Genomic DNA, 17,394 nt, shown 5'->3' with positions numbered 1-17,394 from the left:
ACGCTCTGGGACCCGGGCGCCGGGCTCAGCGACGGACGTCGGCGACGACCTTGGTGATGCCGTTGCCGTAGGTCTCGGACTCCCGGACGTCGAGCATGGTCTTGTCCTTGTCGGCACCGCTGAACAGCCGCTTGCCCGCGCCGAGGAGCACCGGGAAGACCAGCAGGTGGTACCGGTCGACGAGGTCCGCGTCGGCCAGGGCGTGCCCGAGGGTGGCGCTGCCGTGGACGATGATCGGCCCACCCTCGGTCTGCTTGAGGGCGGCGACGTCGTCGAGCGAGCGGAGGACCGTCGCGGGCCACCGCGGGTCGTCGGACTCGAGCGTCGTGGAGACGACGTACCGCGGCATCGCGTTGTAGCCGGCGAAGTCGTCGGTCATCGTCGGCCACACCGGCGCGAACGCCTCGTAGCTGCGACGGCCCAGGAGCATGGCCCCGGCCTCCTCCTGCTCCCTGCCCTTGAGCTCGTAGACCGCGGGGTCCATCTCGATGTCGTTGAAGGTCCAGCCCGAGCTGCGGTGACCGGGCTCTCCCCCGGGGGCCTCCATGACGCCGTCGAGGGACATGAAGGCGGTGACGATGAGCGTGCGCACGATGGCTCCTGGGTGCTGGTCGGGGTCCGGCAGCCTGCTGCCGGAGGGTGCCGTCCGGTACGACAGGGGGCAGCGGTCATTCTCATCGGTCGGGCCGTCGGGACCGAGCAGGCGCGACTACCGGTCGGGGCCCTCCGGCACCTCGAAGGTCCTCGCCACCGGCCTGCCGGACGCGACGTCCCAGGCGCGCACGCCGTCGTCGGCGGCCACCGAGTAGAGCCTCGTGCCGTCGGGGGCGAAGGCCACGGCGCCAGGGTCGGCGACGTGCCCGACCAGTGACCGGACGCCGCCCGCGCCGGCCAGCGCCCGCGGCCGCCACAGGCGGACGGCCGTGGTGTCGAACGCCGTGACCGCGACGGTCCGGCCGTCCGGCGAGACCGCCAGCTCGTGCAGACGCACCCCGGGCAGCTCCTCGACCGGCTCGAACGCAGGTGCCTCCCAGACCGTCGGCACGTCGCCCGCACCCGGGCCCAGCAGCGCACGGCCGTCCGGGGACCAGGCCAGGGCGCCCGCCTCGCCGGAGCCCTGGACCGTGGCGACCGCCTGTCCGTCCGCGGTGTCGCGCACCTCGACCGGGCCGCCGCCCGCGAGCGCGAGCCGGCTGCCGTCCGGGCTGAAGACCAGCGTCTGCGGGGCGTACGCCGCCGTGAACGCCGCCTGCTCGGCGCCGTCGTCCACCGACCACACCACGACGCGTCCGTCGAGCCCCGCGGCCGCGAGCAGCTGGCCGTCGGGGCTGAACGCGACGGCGGTGAGGGGCGAGCCGTCGGTGACCTCCGCGTCGTCGAGGCCGCGGAACGTCCGCACCGGCGCGCCGTCCGGCAGGCCCTCGAGGACGACGTCGCCACCGTCGACGGTGGCGACGGTGGACCAGTCGGGCGCGACCGCGACCTGGTTCCGGTCGGGCACCAGCGTGAGCGCCCCGGTCGCCACGTCCCAGGTGCAGATGCCCTCCCAGCAGTCCGCGAGCACCCGCCTGCCGTCGGGGCTCACCGCCACGTCGTCGGTGAGGACCAGCTCGAAGGGCACGCTGGCACCGGCCGTGCCGCCACCGGTGCCGCCACCGGGGTCCGGCTCGGGACGGTCGGCCTCGCCGCAGCCACCCAGGCCCGTGACGAGGACGGCGGCCGCCAGCGCCGCCGCCGACCGTGCCCTAGCCACGCGTGGGGGCACCGAGGCCGGCCACCGCGAACCACGCCTCGCCGCCGTCCTCGGTGACCAGGCGGTCGAGCGCGCGGCCCTCCCGGCCGACGAGGCTCTGGTTCACCGGGCGCCGGCCGAGGGCGCGCAGGAGGTCGTACTCGTCGGCGACGCGGAGCACCGACCACGGTCGCTCGGCGGTCCCGTCCCCGGAGGCCCGGATCGCCGCCAGGCTGGCGCGGGCGATCCGCTCCTGCCGGGCGGCCTCGTGCTCGCGGCCCAGGTGGCGCAGGGCGGCGGCCTGCCGGGCGTGCACCGACGGGCTGAGCAGGGCGCCGGGCAGGAGGGTCCCCAGGACGGCCAGCGCGCCGGCGTGGTCCCCGCGCCGCGACCGCTCGGCGGCGTCCCGGCGCCGGTCCTGGTCGTCCGCCGTGCCGGCGTCGCGGACCACTGCGTGCAGCGGCTCCGCGGTCCGCGGCGACGGATCGGCCAACCAGTCGTCCAGCCAGTCGTCCAGCCGGTCGTCCAGCCGGGCGTCCAGCCCTCCCTCCGGCCGGCTCCCCCGTCGCGCGTCGGGCGTGGTCATCGCTGGCCCTCCTCGGTGAGCCGCTCGACCTCGTCGGCGGTCATGTCCTCGAGCGCGTCCTTGCCCTCGGCGCGGGCGTCGACCTCGACCGGCTGGTCGAAGTACTCCTCGTAGGTGTCGCCGTTGTCGGTCGACTGGTAGTCGTCGAAGTTCTCCTCCCAGGTGTCGGCGTCGTCCTCGCTGATCCCTTGGTCCTCGTGCATGTCGAAGGGGTCCTCCTGCCAGGGGAAGCGGAAGTCGTCCTGGTCGTCGATCGCCTCGTACTGGTGGGCGTGGCGCATCTCGTGGGCGACGGTGTTGATGATGAACGGGTCGTCGAGGATGCCCTCGTTCAGCGCGATGGTGCCGCCGTTGTCGCGCGCCTGGCCCCAGGGACCCCAGCTCTCGGGCTCGTAGACGATCTCCGGGGTGTCGATGCCGATCCGGTCGGCGTACTCCTCGACGTACTGCTCGATGAAGGCGCGTCGCTCGGCGTCGGTCATGGTCGCCCAGGCCTCGGCGACCTCGGGCGAGGCGACGCCGTAGTCGTCGACGTGGTCGACGTGCCCGCGCGGGATGCTGCCCGCGAGGAGGGCGTCCACCGCGGCGGCCTTGCCGAGCACGACGGTGATCTCGTCGGCCAGCGCCCGGGCCTGGCTGCTGCGCCGGGCCGTCCACTCGACCGCGTCGAGGACCGACTCGAACGTCGGCGGGTCGCTCACGTCGGTCACCGAGCCGTCGTCACCCAGTGCGAACTGCTGCGCGGTGGCCGCGGACTCGATGTCGGCGACCATCCGCTCGATCTCGGTGACGTCGGTCTCGGCCTCGTAGAGCGCGCGCTGGACGGTGCGCTTGCCCTCGACGTGCGACTCGACGCGCGCGACCAGCGCACGGCGGCGGACCTCGGCGGCGAGCCGGGCGAGGCCGGTCCAGGAGCTCGGCACCGACTGCGTCGCCAGCGCGTCGCGGCTGCGCTCGAGCTCGTCGGCGTCACGCTTGAGCCCGTCACCGGCGGTGCCGAGCGGGCCGGGTCGCCAGCTCCGCACGTCGCCGAAGGTCACCGGGGGCATCAGCCGCCCGTCCCGCCCAGGACGCCGCCGAGGGCACCGAGCAGGCCGCCGGCCGCGCCGTCGGTCGCCTCGGTGTCGTCGGTGTGCGCCTCGACGTCCTCGGCGAAGGCGAGCACGTCGGCGGCCCAGGACTCGACCTGGTCGTCCCAGCTGGACCCCAGCTCCCCGAGGTGCGCGACCGAGTCGGCTCCGGGGACCGCACCGGCCGCGGTGCCGAGGTAGCCGGAGGACCCCCGGCCCTGCGCTGCCTCGGCCGCGGTCCGCGCGGCACTCGCCGCCCGCCGCATCTGCGCGGGCACCACCTGCACCTGGCTCATCGTCGCGTCTCCCGTCGTCCGCCTGCGGGCACCCTTCCCGGGGGCGGTCCTCCGGAAACCGGCGGACCGCCCACGGCGGAGGACGGGCCGGACGTCCTCAGTCGCAGGTGCCGGCGGGCTTCCCGCCCTTGAGGACGGTCCGCGCGAACGCGGCGGCGTCGGCGTACGACGTCTCGACGGCGGCCCGGTGGTCGGCACCCTCGTAGACGCGGTAGGTCACGTCGGCGCCGGCCCCGCACAGGCTCGACACGAGCTGGTCGACCCCGGGCTTGCCGACGGCGGTGTCGGCGGTGCCCTGGGCGATCATCGTGGGGACGCGCAGCCGCGGGCCGGGGAGCTCCTGGCGGCGCAGGTAGCGGCCCAGCGCGGACAGGTCGACGTCGGGACGGAACACGTCGACGGCCTTGATGCCGGCGGCCACCTCCCGGATGTCGCCGAGGCAGCCGGTCCGACCGGCGGCGAGCAGCCGCTCGCCCTCCGCGGTGACCCAGGCGGAGGCGTCGATCGTCGGGTCTCCGGCCTCGGCGCCCAGCAGCAGCGGCGGCAGGAACCCGAGGGCTCGGTCCGCGCCCGGCTGGTTGCTCTGGATGTACGGCGCGGTCTGGCTCAGCCCGACACCGCCCGGGGCGATCGCCACGACGCCCCGCAGGCGGATGTCCGTGCGCTTGCCCGGCGAGCCGCCGGTGAAGAGCGCCGCGTGGCCGCCCTGGCTGTGGCCGGCGGCGACGTAGTCGCGCCCGACGCGACGGTCGAGCCGGCGCGCGGCGCGGACGATGTCCTCGACGGAGCGCCGGGCGCTCGCGCCGTTGATGTAGGGGTGGTCCCCCGGGGTGCCGAGGCCCTCGTAGTCGGTCTGCACCACGACGTAGCCGCGGTCGACCCAGCGGTCGAGCGTCTCGTCGACGCGGCCGAGGTAGTCGTGGGCGGGGCCGCCGACCCGGTCCGCCGACGGCGCGCACTCGTCCGCGGTGCCGGTCGTGCCGTGCGCCCAGGACAGCACCGGCCACCCGCCGGCCGGCGGCCTGGTCGTCGGCAGCGCCACCGTCCCGGAGACGACGACGCGCTGGCCGCCGACCCCCTTCGACATGTACGTCACGAGCTCGGTCCGGCGCGCGCTGGGCAGCGCCGCGGCCGTCCGCAGCGGCCGGTGGGTCAGCAGCGAGCCGCGCGGCAGCTCGGTGCTCGAGGGCTGCGGAGCCGTGCGGGCCGCCTCCGGCGCGGGGGCGGCGTACGACGCACCGGTGGCGGCGAGCGTGCCGACGGCGACCGGCGCGACGCCGAGGACGAGGGCGGCCGCGCGGACCGCGGGACGACGGAGAAGGCGCATGGGGGCTCCTGGGATCGGGTGCCGCACGGGAGGGCGCGGCGTGACGCAACGCACAGTAGGGACGCGTGGGCGCCTCCTGGCGGCCGCCGACCGGTCACCGGGAGCGCGCCGGACCACCGCCCTGCGGGCCCACCCGCACACTGGGGCCATGTGGCGCTCGCTGGCTCCGGCACGACGGCGGTTCTTCACCGCCCTGCTGGTCCTGGCCCTGGTCGTGGTCGCGACGGCGGTCGTCGTCGCGGTGGTGGGCGGCGAGGACGAGGCCGGGCCCGCCCCGCAGGACCGTCCGGGACCAGTGCTGCTGGTGCCGGGGTACGGCGGGTCGACGTCCGCGCTGGAGGTCCTCGCCGAGGACCTCGTCGCGGGCGGCCGGGACGCCCGGGTGGTCGCACCGGTCGGGTCCGGCACCGACGACCTCCGCGACCAGGCCGCCCACCTGGCCGAGGTCGTCGAGGAGACGATCGAGCGCACCGGCGCCCCCTCGGTGGACCTGGTCGGCTACTCCGCCGGCGGGGTCGTCGTCCGCTACTACGTCGCCGAGCTCGGGGGCCGGTCCACGGTCCGCCGCGCGGTGACGCTGGCCTCCCCGCACCACGGCACCGACCTGGCGGCGCTGGCCTCGACGCTCGGGGACCGGGCCTGCCCCGCCGCCTGCCGCCAGCTCGATCCGGGCTCCGAGCTCCTGCGCCGGCTGGGGGCGGGCGACGAGACGCCGGACGGGCCGTCATGGGTCGCGCTGTGGACCGAGGACGACGCGACGGTGGTGCCGCCGACCTCGGGCACGCTCGAGGGCGCGCTCACCTTCTCCGTCCAGGCGGTCTGCCCCGACCTCACCGTCTCCCACGCCGACGTGCCCCGCGCCCCGGAGGTGGTCGCGATGGTCGAGCAGCAGCTCGGCGTCGCTGCGCCCCGCCTGCCCGACGCGTCGCTGTGCCGCCGGGTCAGTCCGTGACGTCCTTGGTCATGAAGTTCGCCCACCCGGCCCCCAGGAAGACGACCACGTAGGCGAGCTGCAGCAGGACACCACGGACCACGTCGCGCCACAGGATGGGGTCGCGGAAGAGGTCGACGAACGCCAGCCAGTAGCGGGTCGGCAGGTAGGAGGCGAACGCGTCCGCCGCGTCCAGGCTCAGCAGCAGGGTCGAGGCGATCAGCACCGCCAGGGTGCCGAGCGCGGCACCGAGCGGGGACTCGGTCACCGTCGAGAGGAACAGCGCGATCGCCGCGACGCCGAGCATGCACAGCACGGCGTAGCCCAGGGCCATGAGCGTGCGGCCCACCAGCTCGGGGGTCGACAGCCCCGAGCCGGAGACGCTGGTGGCCGGGCCGGCGGCGGCGACGGAGCCGTCCCCGAGCAGCAGCACGCCGAGCAGGTACGCCGTGACCGTCACGACCAGCATGGTCAGCACCACGAAGGCCATCACCGCCACGAGCTTGGCGACGAGCAGGCGGGTCCGCCCCACCGGCCGGACGAGCATGTAGCGCAGCGTCCCCTGCTGCGCCTCGCCGGCGATGGCCTCCCCCGCCGTGATCGCCACGGCGATCGGCAGGAACAGCGGCAGGACGATCGCGAGCGCGGCGAGCGGGAACAGCGTGCCGTCGGTGAGCACGGCCGAGAGGAACGCGGGGCCGCTGCCGGGGCGCGGCCCGAGGTCGGTGACCGCCAGCAGCACGGCCACCAGGCTGGGGAGCGCGTCGATCAGCGCGATGGTCACCCAGGTGCGGCGGTTGCGCAGCAGCTTGGCCAGCTCGACGCGGATCACTGCCGGCCGCCGGCGGTGGTCGCGGCGAGGACCACGTCCTCGAGGCGGCGCCGCTCGGGGACGAGCGCGCTCACCGGCACCCCGGCACTGACCAGGCGCCGGTTGAGCTCGGCGGCGTCGGTGGTGCGGACGAGCAGCCGGGCGGCGTCGTGCTCGTCGACGTGGCCGTCCAGGACGCGGCGCGCCGCCTCGACGTCCGCGGTGTGCACCTCGACCCGCCCCGTGGGGCCGCGGAGCGTCGCGAGCCGGTCCTGGAGCACGAGCCGGCCGCGGTCCAGGACGCCCACCCGGGTGCACATCGCCTCGATCTCGGCGAGCAGGTGGGAGGAGAGGAAGATCGTCGTGCCCTGGGCGTTCAGCCCCAGCAGCAGCTCGCGGATCTCGTGGATGCCCTGCGGGTCCAGACCGTTGGTGGGCTCGTCGAGCACCAGCAGGCGCGGCCTGCGCAGCAGCGCGCCGGCGAGCCCGAGGCGCTGGCGCATGCCGAGCGAGTAGGCCCGCACCGGACGGTCCACGCCGGCGAGGCCGACCAGCTCGAGGGTCTCGTCCACGCGGGCGCGACGGCTGGAGCGCCGGCCGTCGCGCCACATCGCGTCGAACAGCGCGAGGTTGCGGCGCCCGGACAGGTGGGGGTACGCCGCCGGGCCCTCGACCATGGCGCCCACCTGCGGCAGCACCTGCCGCCACCCCGCCGGCATCGCGGAGCCGAGCACCTCCATCCGCCCCGACGTGGCCAGCACCAGCCCGAGCAGCATCCGGACGGTCGTCGTCTTGCCCGACCCGTTGGCGCCGAGGAAGCCGTAGACCTCGCCCTCCCCGACCTCGAGGTCGATCCCGTCGACCGCCCGGAGCGCGCCGTACTGCTTGGTCAGCCCCTCGGTCCTGATCACGGCCACCCCGCTCACCGGTCCTCCCCCACGTAGACGGTGCCGGCCACCAGGTCGTCGGCCGCCTGCTGCAGCCCGGCCGGCGTCACCGTGCCCGCCAGCAGCCACCCGCCGTCCCCCTCGCCACCGGTGAGGTGCACCGAGAGCGGCCCGAGCGCCGCGGCGGTGTGGGTCGGCGTGCGGACCGCACCCGGGGTGACGACGAGCTGCTCGCGCAGCGCGTCGGCCTCGGAGTCGCGCAGTGGGATGGCGATCAGGCGGGTCAGCCCCTCGCCGTACACCCCGACAGCGCCGTCGCTCGCCCCGCTCCGCGCCAGGCCGGCGACCTCGGCGGGCGGCCGCAGAGGGGCGTACTGGTTCGCGGCGTCGGCGATGTCGAGCACGTCCTCGGTGCGCACCTCGACGCCCGGGGTCGGCCGGAAGGACACCTCGGCCTCGTCGGGCGGCCCGCCGGAGAAGTCCGCGAAGCCGGTGGTGAACGCCGGGCCCCCGCGTGCGGTGTCGTGCACCTCGACCCGCAGCGCCACGCCGGTCCGCGGCTCGGCCCACAGGTCGACGTGGTCGACGCTGGAGAGCTCCGAGGCCGGCTCGACGCGCAGCCCGGCCGCGCTGGTGCCGGCCACCCGGCGCGCCCCGATCCGGGTGACGTCGGCTGCGTCGACCCCGGCGAGCAGGCGGCGGGCCAGCTCGGGCGGGACCAGGTCGGCGCTGCGCGGGAGCCGGATGTCGGGGTCGGTGCCGACGGTCGCCCGGGCCCGCTCGTAGTCGAAGGTGGTCGTCCGCCCGTCGGCGTGCACCAGGTCCACCTCGCCGGCGACCAGGAGCCGGTCGACCCGCCAGCGGTCGCGGTCGGCCCACCATGCCCGCATCCGGGCCGGCTCCCCGACGAGGGCGCCGACGTCGTCGAACCGGTCGGCCTCGGGGAGCTGCAGCGTCCCGGCCGTCTCGACGTACCCCGACCAGCCCTCGTCGGCCGAGTCCTGCACCCGCCCCAGCAGGGTGCCGGCGTCGACCCCGCTCTCGGACGCGGGGAGCGCACGCGGTGCCAGGGGCGCCACGGCGAGCAGCACCGCCGACGCGGCGACGATGCTCCAGCGCCGTCGTGGGGTCACACCGCCGACCGTACGTCGCGCCCCCCGAGGGTGGCCGGGCGAACCGTCCGGGACGGCCGTGGACAACCGGGGTCGCCCGGCGGGAAGGTGCACGCATGGACGAGCACCTGCCGACCGGCGAGCCGGTCCGGCCGGAGTCGGGCCTGGCCGAGGAGGACTTCTCCCCGCGGTGGGCCGACGACGACCGCCCCCGCATCCCGCGGGTCGCCCCTGAGCGCGAGGCGCTCACGGCGTACCTCGAGCACTACCGGGCGACGATCGAGATGAAGTGCCGGGGCGTCACGCCGGAGCAGGCGCGGTCGCGGTCGGCGCCGCCGTCCTCGATGTCGCTCCACGGCCTGGTCCGGCACCTCGCCGGTGTGGAGCGGTGGTGGTTCCAGCAGAACTTCGAGCGCCGCGACGTGCCGCTGCTCCACGTCGGGTCCGAGGACTTCGAGCCGCCTCCCGGCGCCGACCTCCGGGCCGACCTGGAGGTCTGGCGGGCCGAGTGCGCCGTCTCGCGCCAGGTCGTCGACGCCCACGACCTCGACGACACCGCGCGTCCCCTGGACTGGGACGAGGTGGTCGACCTGCGCTGGCTGGTGCTCCGGATGATCGCCGAGTACGCCCAGCACTGCGGCCACGCCGACCTGCTGCGCGAGGGGATCGACGGCAGGACCGGCGCGTAGGGCGCGTGCCGGCCAGTCCTGGCCAGTACCGGCGAGCGGCCGCCTCAGCGGCGCATGACGACCCGGGCCAGCCGGTTGCCGGCGAACTGGCAGAGCTGGACCAGCGCGATGATGATCAGGACCGCGGCCCAGGTGACGACCGGGTCGAACTGCCGGTAGCCGTAGGTCAGCGCGAAGGCACCGAGCCCTCCCCCGCCCACCACGCCGGCGACCGCCGACATGTCGACGATCGCCACCAGGACGAAGGTGTAGCCCAGGACGAGCGGCCCGAGCGCCTCGGGCAGCAGCACGGTCAGCGTGGTGCGCAGCCGCCCCGCGCCCATCGCCCGGGACGCCTCCAGGACGCCGGGGTCCACCGAGACGAGGTTCTGCTCGACGATCCGGCTGATGCCGAACGACGCCGCGACCGACAGCGCGAAGATGATCGCCGGGTTGCCGATGCCGGTCCCCACCACGAGCCGCGCGGCCGGCTGCGCCGCGGCGATGAAGATGACGAACGGGATCGGCCGGAAGAAGTTCACGACCAGGTTGAGCGCCACGTTGAGCACCCGGTTGGGGGCGATGCCCCCGGGGCGCGTCGTGTAGAGGAGCACCCCGAGCAGGAGGCCGCCGAGGCCGCCGATACCGAGGGTGATCGCGACGATGTAGAGCGTCTCGCGGGTCGCCTCCCACAGCAGGGAGTCGAGCTCGATCAGGCGGTCCATCAGGAGGTCTCCGTCCGGGGCTCGGGGGTGGTGAGCTCGACCAGCGTGGCGACGTGCGCCACGGCGTCCACGACGGCGGCCTCGTCACCGGTGAGGGCGAAGGTCAGGTGGCCGAAGGTCCGGCCGCGGACGTCCTCGACGCCGCCGTGGACGAGCTCGAAGGTCACCCCGCGCTCGATGAACGCCGCGAAGACGTCGGCCGGCGAGGCGTCGCCGTCGCGGAAGGACAGGGTGACCATCCGGCCCGGGTGGCGGTCGCGGAGCCGGTCGAGCGCGCGCGGCTCCGGCCCCTTCTCGACCAGCGTGCTGACGAAGCGCTGCGTCGCCGGGTGCTGCGGGGCGGAGAAGACGTCGTAGGTGTCGCCGAGCTCGACGACGCGGCCCGCCTCCATGACCGCCACCCGGTGCGCCAGGGAGCGGACGACCTCCATCTCGTGGGTGATCAGCACGACGGTGACGCCGAGCTCCTCGTTGACCCGGCGCAGCAGGGCGAGGACCTCGCTGGTCGTCTGCGGGTCCAGCGCGCTGGTCGGCTCGTCGGCGAGCAGGATGCGGGGGTCGGTGGCGAGCGCGCGGGCGATGCCGACCCGCTGCTTCTGCCCGCCCGAGAGCTGCTCGACGTGGGCGTGCGCCTTGTCGGCGAGGCCCACGAAGTGCAGCAGCTCGGAGATGCGGGCGCGGTGCTGGTCCTTGGGGACGCCCGCCACCGTCAGCGGGTAGGCGATGTTGCCCCAGACCGTCCGGGAGCCGAACAGGTTGAACTGCTGGAAGATCATCCCGATGTCGCGGCGCACGTCGCGCAGCGCCCGCTCCGAGAGGCCGCTGACCTCCCGGCCGGCGACCGTCACCGTGCCGCTCGTCGGCCGGTCGAGGGCGTTGACCAGCCGCAGCAGCGTGGACTTCCCGGCACCGGAGTAGCCCACCACCCCGAGCACCTCGCCGCTGTGCACGTCGAGGTCGACGTGGTCCAGCGCGGTCACCGCCGTGCCGCCGCGCGAGCGGGCCGGGAAGACCCGGCTCACGTCGGCGAGGCGGATGAGCGGGTCCCCGGCGCGCGGGCCGGTCACCGCGCCCGTGCCGGTGCCGGTGCCGGTGCCGGTGCCGGTACTCGGGGTGGTGGGCACGGGGTCAGTCCTGCTCGGCGCGGGTGTCGGCCTCGACCTCGTCCAGGGAGGCCTGCAGCTCCTCCACCGGGGTGTCGAGCATGACCGCCGTACCGCCGGAGACGTCGACGACGCCGTCCTGCACGGCCTTGGTGTCCTGGTAGATCTCGACGAGCTCGCGGTACGTCGGGTCGTCGAGGTCGTCGGCGCGGACCGCGAAGATGTTGGCGTAGGGCAGCGCCTTCGGGTCGTTCGGGTCGTCCTGGGCGAGCGCGTCGTCGAAGTCGAGACCGGCGCGCTCGACGAAGTCGTTGTTGACGACCGCACCGGCGAGGTCGTCCAGGGAGGTCGCGGTCAGCGCGGCGTCGAGCGCCTTGACCTCCACGCGCGAGGCGTCCTCGTCCACGTCGGCGAGGTCGGAGAAGATCGTGCCGCCCGAGGTCAGCTCGATGAGCCCGGCCGACTGCAGCAGCACGAGCGCGCGGGCCTGGTTGCTCGCGTCGTTGGGGACCGCGACGGTGGCGCCGTCGGGGATCTCCTCGACGGAGTCGTACTGCTTGGAGTGCAGGCCCAGCGGGTAGATCGCGGTGGCGCCGATCGGCTGCAGGTCGTCGTCGGCGGCGACGTTGTAGTCGGCGAGGAAGACGATGTGCTGGAACTGGTTCATGTCCAGCTCGCCCTCGGAGACAGCCGGGTTGGGCTGGTTGTAGTCGGAGAAGTCGACGATCTCGACGTCGATGCCCTCGTCGGCTGCCGCGTCCTGGAAGTCGGCCCAGTAGGGGTCGCTCGCGCCGACGACACCGAGGCGCACGCTGCGCTGCTCGGTGGCGGAGTCCTCGTCCCCGCCGGTGAGTGCGACGACGAGGCCGACGACGACGGCGATCGCGACGAGCGCGGCCAGCAGGAGGGGCCAGCGGGGGCGACGCGGCGCGTCGACGAGGGGGGTGGATCCGGGCGGGGGTGTGTTCGACACGTGCAGGTTCTTCCTCGACGAGGGGGACGCCGCCGGGTGGCGGCTCTCAGGGACGGACCGGTCGCCGACGTGGTCCGGGACCGGTCACCGGTTCAGGTCGTTTCCCGCCGTGAACATTCCGGGCCCGGCGCCCTCGAGCACGTCACTTGCGTCACACCCGCACCCGGTCCTGCTCCGCGAGCGGTCAGCGGCGCTCGTACGCCCCCAGGTCGACCCGGCCGACGACCGGGCGACGCTCCCGGCCGGCGGGGTGGACGTACTGCCAGCGCGCGCGCCACGCCCGCGGCACCCGCACGCCGCGGTCCACGGCGGGCGAGGAGGCGCGCAGCCGGAAGTCGTCCTTCGCCGGGGCGACGAAGCCGCCGAGGCCGACCCGGCGGTTCGCGCGTGCCCGGGCCGGGGCGCCGCTGGTGAGGTCGCCGGGACCGACCATGAGGTTGTTGCGGAGGCGCGCCTCGCTGCCCGCGGCCAGGGCGACGAACGTGCCGGAGTCGCGGCGGTTGACGAAGGTGTTGTTGACGACCCACAGCTCGCGCGACCCGGTCAGCCCCTCCGCGCCGTACGACACCAGCGCGGGGTTCTCCGAGCGGGGCCCCTGGACGACCACGTTGCCGGCGACGAGCGAGCGGCCGCCGTTGGGCAGGTCGATGGAGTAGCTCACCGTGCCGTCCCGGTCGGAGATCCGGTTGCCGGTGATCGTGTTGCGCGCGGCTCGCGACTTCAGCTCGTGCCCCACGTCGGCGCCCCAGAGGTGGCTGCCGGTGACGGTGAGCGAGCGGACCGCCCCGACGTACAGGTTGTGGGTGTAGCCGTCGCCCTTCCCGTTGCGGAAGAAGCGCGAGCGCTCGATGACGATGTCGCTGCCCGCGGCGGCACCGGTCAGGATGCCGTTCTCGTTGTGGTGGAACCAGCTGCGGGTGACCCGGAGGTCCTCGCCCTCCTGGCGGATGCCCGCGCCGTTCCCGTCGGGCACGGTGGCGCCGCTGAGCTCGATGCGGTCGACCGTCGTGCGGTCCCCCGCGACCACCCAGATGGCCTTGCCCTGGGCGCTGCGTCCGTCGGCGCGGAGGTGGGCGCGGCCGCCGACGGCGCGCAGGACCAGGTCGTCCTGGGTCCAGACGGCCACGTCGCCGACGTACGTGCCGGCGTCGATCAGGACGGTGTCGCCGTCCCGGGCCACGGCCGCGGCGGCGCTGGGCGTCGCGAGCGCGCGGTCCGGGCCGACCCGCAGCGTGCGCGGTCCCTCGGCCGGGCGCTCGCGGGAGGCGGCCGGCGGGGCCGACGTGAGGGGCAGGGCCACCGCCAGGGCGACGGCTCCGGCGGCGAGTCGAGCAGGTCGGTGCACGGGTCCTCCTGGACGGGCGGGTACGGGCGGGGTCCTGTACCCACGCCCGGGAGCGCTCAGGTCTGCGACCACCGGGCGCGGTCCTTGATCGCGGCGACGACCTCGCTCTTCGCGTCGGCGTAGGCGTTCATGTCCGGCCAGTCCCGAGCGACCAGGGCGCGCTTGGTGCGCTCGTAGAGCTCGCGGTCCGCCGGGTCCGTGCGCAGGCGGTCGCGGAGGAGCAGGTAGTCCTCGGCGGCCTCGCAGCCGACCTCCCACACGTGGACGTGGACGTCGCGGTCCGGGGTCCGGACCAGGCGGTGGCCCGGCTCGCGGACGCGGAGCACGTAGCCCGCGCCCAGGAGCTGGTCGAGGTAGTCCTCCTCGGCGGTGACGTCCTCGACGGTCACCAGGACGTCGATGATCGGCTTCGCGGCGAGCCCCGGCACCGCCGTCGAGCCGATGTGCTCGACCTGCACCGCGGCCGGGCCGAGCGCCGCGCGGATGCGTCGCTCTTGGTCGGCGTACGCCTCCCGCCACCGCGGGTCGTGGTCGACCAGGACGAGCGCGCGCTTCTCGACGCCGCCCACCAGCTCCACCGTCGTCACGTCGGGGCGTCGGGAGCCGCGCTGTCCAGTCACGGCGAGCACTGTCCCAGACGGGCGCGCGACGCGCGTCGCCGCAGCGGCGCTCAGGCGCGCCAGGAGCCGTCCGGGCGCGCGAGGGCCTCGACCACCGGCAGCGCGTCGGCGGTCAGCACGGCGTGGAGGAGCCGTACGTCGCCACGTGCCACGCCGCGCTCCATCACCTCCCGGACGTCGTCGAGTGCGGCCCGGCGGGAGAGCACCAGCAGCGCCGAGGTGTCGGGGACGAGCGCGTCGCGCACCTGGCGCAGGAACTGCTCGTCGACCCCGGTGGGCCCCAGGACCTGGGCCAGCGCGGCGGGGCCGTCCGCGTCGTCGGCCTGCGGGAAGAGCAGGCGCCCGAGCAGCACGCCGAGCGGCCGCCGGTCCAGGCCGGTGAGGCCGCCGAGCGGCCCGGCGTGCGGGAACCCGATGCGCGGGCGGTGGGCCCCGCCGACCCACGTCACGGTCACCGCGTCGACGACCGCGACCGCACCCCGCTGGCTGAGCCTGGTGAGCCGCGTCTGGCCGGCGGCCGCGCCCCTCGGCGAGTCGTAGACCCACACCGAGAGCGTCGGCCGGTCCTTCCAGGCAGTGTCCGAGATCATCCGAGTGCACCTCCGGCCCCACCTCGGGAGGTGGGGTGGACGGACCGGTACCCACGTCGGGGACGCGCCTACCCCCGCAGGACCTTGGCCATCGGGCGGCCCCTGGCCAGCTCGTCGACGAGCTTGTCCAGGTAGCGGATGCGCTGCATCAGCGGGTCGGGGACGTCCTCGACGCGCACCCCGCAGACCGTGCCCGTGATCGAGGAGGCCGCCGGGTGGAGCCGGGCCGCGGCGAAGAAGTCCTCGAACGTCGTCCCCTCGTCCAGGTGCGCCTGGAGCTCAGCGTCGTCGAAGCCGGTCAGCCACCGGACCACCTCGCGCAGCTCGGCCTCGCTGCGGCCCTTCCGCTCCACCTTCGCCACGTAGTGCGGGTACACGGAGGCGACACTCGTGGTGAAGATCCGGTGCATGCCCCGACGGTAGTCGCAGCCGGCGCCGGCGAGCCGGTGACGGCGCCGCTCAGGGCGCCGTCCACCGACTGGGTCAGGCGCAGTCCCGGCACTCGTCGGTGCCGGCGACCCGCATCGAGACGTGCTGGACGAGGAAGCAGCGCTGGCAGGTGAACTCGTTGTCCTGCTTGGGGGTGACCTCGATGCTCAGCTCCTCGTGCGAGAGGTCCGCGCCGGGAAGCTCGAAGGACTCGGCCGCCTCGGCCTCGTCCTCGTCGACCTTGCCGGAGCTGCCCTTCGCGTCGATCGCGGCGAGGCGTCGCGCCTCGAGGCTCTCCTCCTTCTGCTCCTCCTCGGTCTTGCGGGAAGCGTCGTAGTCGGTCGCCATGGGGTCCTTCCGGTAGGGGGCGCGGAATGGTAGCGGTCGATCAAGGTCAATGCCTACCGGGGCTCCGCACCAAGGTCGACCGGCCGAGTCCTAGGTCACGTCCGCTCATCGGCCGATCCGCCACGCCCGCCCCGGCGGACTGCTGCAATGGGAGCGCTCCCAGCATCCCCTCCCCCGTAGACAGTGACCTGCCATGCCCCGCTCCCACCGGCTGTTCTCCTTCGACGCCTCGGCCGACCACCTCGCCAGCGCGTCCCGGGCCAGGGCGATCGAGGAGTCCGGCCTGTCGGTCGCGCACGGCGACGCCCGCCTCGACCGGCTCACCCGCCTCGCCGTGCGGAGCACCAGCGCGCCGGCGGCCCTGGTGACGGTCGTCGAACCGACCAGGCAGGTCTTCGCCAGCGCGCACGGGCTCCCGGCCCGGCTCGCGGGGAGGACGGAGACGCCGCTGGCGCAGTCGTTCTGCCAGTACGTCGTCACCAACGAGGTCCCGCTGGTCGTGGACGACGCCCGGCAGCACCCGGTCCTGGCGACGCACCCGGCGGTCGTCGAGAACGGCGTGGTCGCGTACGCCGGGCACCCCGTCCGGCACCCGGACGGGACGGTCATCGGCACCCTGTGCCTGGCCGCCTCCGAGCCGCGGGAGTGGAGCGAGGCCGACGTCACGACCCTGGCCGACCTCGCCGGCATCCTGGAGACCGACGTGGCGCAGCGGGTCAAGCGGGCCGTGGCCGAGCGGCTGCAGCAGCGCCTGATGGGCGCGATGGACTCCGCCGCGAGCACGGCCATCATCCAGGCCGACGTCGACGGGGTCATCACCTTCGTGAGCCACGGCGCGGCCCGCCTGCTGGGGCTGGACCCCGAGCAGGTCATGGCCCTCGAGCACCTCGAGGACCTGACCCGCTCGTGGCACCCGGTCAGCGGCCGGGGCACCCCGGACGGCGCGGAGGACTGGCTGCTCACCGACGCCGCCGGCGAGCAGCGGGTGGTGACGGTGCGCCGCACGACGCTCCGCGACGAGAGCGGAGCGGCGTACGGCTCGACGTTGGTCTGCGACGACGTGAGCGCGCGGCACCGCGCCGAGAAGCTGCTGCTGGAGTCCGTGCGCAAGCAGGAGGCGGTCGTGGAGCAGATGAAGACCCTCGACCGCGCGCGCACCGAGTTCATCGCGACCGCCAGCCACGAGCTGCGGACGCCCGTGACCAGCATCCTGGGGTACGCCGAGATGCTCGCCGAGGGAGCCGCGGGCCCGCTCGACCCGCACCAGGCGCGGCTCCTCGAGCGGGTCACCCGGAACGGGGAGCGCCTGCTCCGGCTGATCGAGGACCTGCTGACCCTGTCCCAGGCCGAGGCCGACGAGCAGGCGCCCGTGTGGTCCACCGTCGACGTCGGCGAGGTGGCCCGCCAGGCGTGGGACACGATGGGTCCGCACTTCGTCGGCCGGACGCTGGACGTCCGGCTGGAGGTGCCGAGCACCCCGGCGCTGGTCCGCGGTGACTCCGTGGAGATCGGGCGCGTGGTCGTCAACCTGCTCACGAACGCCGTGAAGTACACCCCCGACGGCGGCTCGGTGACGCTGCTCGTCCGGCGTGCCGGCGAGGCGGTCGAGGTCGCCGTCGCCGACACCGGCATCGGGATCGACGGTGCCGACCAGGGGCGGGTCTTCGAGCCCTTCTTCCGTGCGCACGAGGTGCAGCAGCGGGCGATCCAGGGCTCGGGGCTCGGCCTCGCCCTCGTCCGCCAGCTGACCCGGGCGCACGGCGGCTCGGTCCGGCTGGACTCTGAGCCCGGCCGCGGCACCACGGTGACCGTCAGCCTCCCGGGGCGGTCCTGACCCGCGA

The 17,394-nt window shown here is 75.0% G+C and carries 20 protein-coding genes; 3 read left to right on the top strand and 17 right to left on the bottom strand.

The features are described 5' to 3' along the window. Nucleotides 1-25: 25 nt before the first annotated feature. The 6 genes from AB0N29_RS05590 to AB0N29_RS05565 form a co-directional block, all read right to left on the bottom strand. Nucleotides 26-592, bottom strand: a complete 567-nt coding sequence (locus AB0N29_RS05590) for a dihydrofolate reductase family protein (protein WP_364864779.1) — start codon at nucleotides 590-592, stop codon at nucleotides 26-28. Between the two features lie 117 nt (nucleotides 593-709). Next, nucleotides 710-1,753 carry a hypothetical protein gene (locus AB0N29_RS05585; RefSeq protein WP_364864777.1) on the bottom strand — a complete coding sequence of 348 codons (1,044 nt, stop codon included), beginning with the start codon at nucleotides 1,751-1,753 and terminating at the stop codon, nucleotides 710-712. Further along, nucleotides 1,746-2,318, bottom strand: coding sequence for a DUF4919 domain-containing protein (locus AB0N29_RS05580; protein WP_364864775.1), 573 nt, complete (start codon nucleotides 2,316-2,318; stop codon nucleotides 1,746-1,748). Before AB0N29_RS05580 ends, AB0N29_RS05585 begins: the two co-directional genes overlap by 8 nt. Further along, complete coding sequence (locus AB0N29_RS05575) at nucleotides 2,315-3,367, bottom strand: hypothetical protein (protein WP_364864773.1); 1,053 nt, start codon at nucleotides 3,365-3,367, stop codon at nucleotides 2,315-2,317. The genes AB0N29_RS05580 and AB0N29_RS05575 overlap by 4 nt, the downstream gene beginning before the upstream one ends. Further along, the gene (locus AB0N29_RS05570; RefSeq protein WP_364864771.1) at nucleotides 3,367-3,684 is read right to left on the bottom strand and encodes a hypothetical protein; all 318 of its coding nucleotides are present in this window, start codon (nucleotides 3,682-3,684) and stop codon (nucleotides 3,367-3,369) included. The genes AB0N29_RS05575 and AB0N29_RS05570 overlap by 1 nt, the downstream gene beginning before the upstream one ends. A 97-nt stretch (nucleotides 3,685-3,781) precedes the next feature. Continuing rightward, complete coding sequence (locus tag AB0N29_RS05565; protein WP_364864768.1) at nucleotides 3,782-5,011, bottom strand: hypothetical protein; 1,230 nt, start codon at nucleotides 5,009-5,011, stop codon at nucleotides 3,782-3,784. Between the two features lie 148 nt (nucleotides 5,012-5,159). On the opposite strand from AB0N29_RS05565, the gene AB0N29_RS05560 reads away from it, so the two are divergent. After that, nucleotides 5,160-5,963: an alpha/beta fold hydrolase gene (locus tag AB0N29_RS05560; protein ID WP_364864765.1), complete on the top strand. Its 804-nt coding sequence runs from the start codon at nucleotides 5,160-5,162 to the stop codon at nucleotides 5,961-5,963. Here AB0N29_RS05560 and AB0N29_RS05555 read toward each other — a convergent pair. Genes AB0N29_RS05555 through AB0N29_RS05545 form a run of 3 tightly spaced genes read right to left on the bottom strand, consistent with a single transcriptional unit; the run spans nucleotide 5,953 to nucleotide 8,773 of the window. After that, nucleotides 5,953-6,774 (bottom strand): ABC transporter permease, encoded by an 822-nt coding sequence (locus AB0N29_RS05555; RefSeq protein ID WP_302271073.1) that lies wholly within the window; start codon nucleotides 6,772-6,774, stop codon nucleotides 5,953-5,955. The genes AB0N29_RS05560 and AB0N29_RS05555 overlap by 11 nt on opposite strands. Then, nucleotides 6,771-7,664, bottom strand: coding sequence for an ABC transporter ATP-binding protein (locus tag AB0N29_RS05550; RefSeq protein WP_302271072.1), 894 nt, complete (start codon nucleotides 7,662-7,664; stop codon nucleotides 6,771-6,773). Before AB0N29_RS05550 ends, AB0N29_RS05555 begins: the two co-directional genes overlap by 4 nt. 11 nt (nucleotides 7,665-7,675) lie before the next feature. Next, on the bottom strand, nucleotides 7,676-8,773 hold the full coding sequence (locus AB0N29_RS05545) for a hypothetical protein (protein ID WP_364864762.1): 1,098 nt from the start codon (nucleotides 8,771-8,773) through the stop codon (nucleotides 7,676-7,678). 95 nt (nucleotides 8,774-8,868) lie between these two features. Here AB0N29_RS05545 and AB0N29_RS05540 point away from each other — a divergent pair, with 95 nt between their 5' ends. Further along, nucleotides 8,869-9,441 carry a DinB family protein gene (locus AB0N29_RS05540; protein ID WP_364864761.1) on the top strand — a complete coding sequence of 191 codons (573 nt, stop codon included), beginning with the start codon at nucleotides 8,869-8,871 and terminating at the stop codon, nucleotides 9,439-9,441. Between the two features lie 44 nt (nucleotides 9,442-9,485). Here AB0N29_RS05540 and AB0N29_RS05535 read toward each other — a convergent pair whose 3' ends face one another. The 8 genes from AB0N29_RS05535 to AB0N29_RS05500 all read right to left on the bottom strand — a co-directional run bounded on the left by AB0N29_RS05535 (nucleotide 9,486) and on the right by AB0N29_RS05500 (nucleotide 15,553). Beyond that, nucleotides 9,486-10,145 carry a methionine ABC transporter permease gene (locus AB0N29_RS05535; RefSeq protein WP_302271067.1) on the bottom strand — a complete coding sequence of 220 codons (660 nt, stop codon included), beginning with the start codon at nucleotides 10,143-10,145 and terminating at the stop codon, nucleotides 9,486-9,488. Further along, on the bottom strand, nucleotides 10,145-11,269 hold the full coding sequence (locus AB0N29_RS05530) for a methionine ABC transporter ATP-binding protein (RefSeq protein ID WP_364864757.1): 1,125 nt from the start codon (nucleotides 11,267-11,269) through the stop codon (nucleotides 10,145-10,147). The genes AB0N29_RS05535 and AB0N29_RS05530 overlap by 1 nt, the downstream gene beginning before the upstream one ends. A gap of 4 nt (nucleotides 11,270-11,273) precedes the next feature. Continuing rightward, a complete protein-coding gene (locus AB0N29_RS05525; RefSeq protein ID WP_364864754.1) occupies nucleotides 11,274-12,221 on the bottom strand; it encodes a MetQ/NlpA family ABC transporter substrate-binding protein in 948 nt (315 codons plus the stop codon). Nucleotides 12,222-12,405: 184 nt separating this feature from the next. Then, on the bottom strand, nucleotides 12,406-13,566 hold the full coding sequence (locus AB0N29_RS05520; RefSeq protein ID WP_364864751.1) for a hypothetical protein: 1,161 nt from the start codon (nucleotides 13,564-13,566) through the stop codon (nucleotides 12,406-12,408). A gap of 56 nt (nucleotides 13,567-13,622) precedes the next feature. Next, a complete protein-coding gene (locus AB0N29_RS05515; protein ID WP_364864749.1) occupies nucleotides 13,623-14,186 on the bottom strand; it encodes a GrpB family protein in 564 nt (187 codons plus the stop codon). 50 nt (nucleotides 14,187-14,236) lie between these two features. Further along, a complete protein-coding gene (locus tag AB0N29_RS05510) occupies nucleotides 14,237-14,776 on the bottom strand; it encodes a DUF1269 domain-containing protein (protein WP_302271058.1) in 540 nt (179 codons plus the stop codon). A gap of 68 nt (nucleotides 14,777-14,844) precedes the next feature. Then, entirely contained in the window at nucleotides 14,845-15,186 is a 342-nt protein-coding gene (locus AB0N29_RS05505; protein WP_302271056.1) for a DUF2200 domain-containing protein, read from the bottom strand. Nucleotides 15,187-15,259: 73 nt separating this feature from the next. Next, entirely contained in the window at nucleotides 15,260-15,553 is a 294-nt protein-coding gene (locus AB0N29_RS05500; protein WP_302271055.1) for a DUF4193 family protein, read from the bottom strand. A gap of 193 nt (nucleotides 15,554-15,746) precedes the next feature. Between AB0N29_RS05500 and AB0N29_RS05495 the strand changes: the two genes are divergently transcribed. Further along, complete coding sequence (locus AB0N29_RS05495) at nucleotides 15,747-17,387, top strand: ATP-binding protein (protein ID WP_302271054.1); 1,641 nt, start codon at nucleotides 15,747-15,749, stop codon at nucleotides 17,385-17,387. The last annotated feature ends 7 nt before the right edge of the window (nucleotides 17,388-17,394 follow it).

Origin of the sequence: Nocardioides sp. NPDC092400 (assembly GCF_040684155.1) — a bacterium.
Taxonomy (GTDB): domain Bacteria; phylum Actinomycetota; class Actinomycetes; order Propionibacteriales; family Nocardioidaceae; genus Nocardioides.
Note: the sequence above shows the minus strand (reverse complement) of the source record. Positions and strands in the feature narration are given on the sequence as shown.

What these genes read in the sequence shown, in the direction of transcription:
- AB0N29_RS05540 (WP_364864761.1), top strand. Translation starts at nt 8,869, where the DNA reads ATGGACGAGCACCTGCCGACCGGCGAGCCGGTCCGGCCGGAGTCGGGC.
- AB0N29_RS05510 (WP_302271058.1), bottom strand. Translation starts at nt 14,776, where the DNA reads ATGATCTCGGACACTGCCTGGAAGGACCGGCCGACGCTCTCGGTGTGG.
- AB0N29_RS05580 (WP_364864775.1), bottom strand. Translation starts at nt 2,318, where the DNA reads ATGACCACGCCCGACGCGCGACGGGGGAGCCGGCCGGAGGGAGGGCTG.
- AB0N29_RS05495 (WP_302271054.1), top strand. Translation starts at nt 15,747, where the DNA reads ATGCCCCGCTCCCACCGGCTGTTCTCCTTCGACGCCTCGGCCGACCAC.
- AB0N29_RS05565 (WP_364864768.1), bottom strand. Translation starts at nt 5,011, where the DNA reads ATGCGCCTTCTCCGTCGTCCCGCGGTCCGCGCGGCCGCCCTCGTCCTC.
- AB0N29_RS05570 (WP_364864771.1), bottom strand. Translation starts at nt 3,684, where the DNA reads ATGAGCCAGGTGCAGGTGGTGCCCGCGCAGATGCGGCGGGCGGCGAGT.
- AB0N29_RS05560 (WP_364864765.1), top strand. Translation starts at nt 5,160, where the DNA reads ATGTGGCGCTCGCTGGCTCCGGCACGACGGCGGTTCTTCACCGCCCTG.
- AB0N29_RS05575 (WP_364864773.1), bottom strand. Translation starts at nt 3,367, where the DNA reads ATGCCCCCGGTGACCTTCGGCGACGTGCGGAGCTGGCGACCCGGCCCG.
- AB0N29_RS05500 (WP_302271055.1), bottom strand. Translation starts at nt 15,553, where the DNA reads ATGGCGACCGACTACGACGCTTCCCGCAAGACCGAGGAGGAGCAGAAG.
- AB0N29_RS05535 (WP_302271067.1), bottom strand. Translation starts at nt 10,145, where the DNA reads ATGGACCGCCTGATCGAGCTCGACTCCCTGCTGTGGGAGGCGACCCGC.
- AB0N29_RS05505 (WP_302271056.1), bottom strand. Translation starts at nt 15,186, where the DNA reads ATGCACCGGATCTTCACCACGAGTGTCGCCTCCGTGTACCCGCACTAC.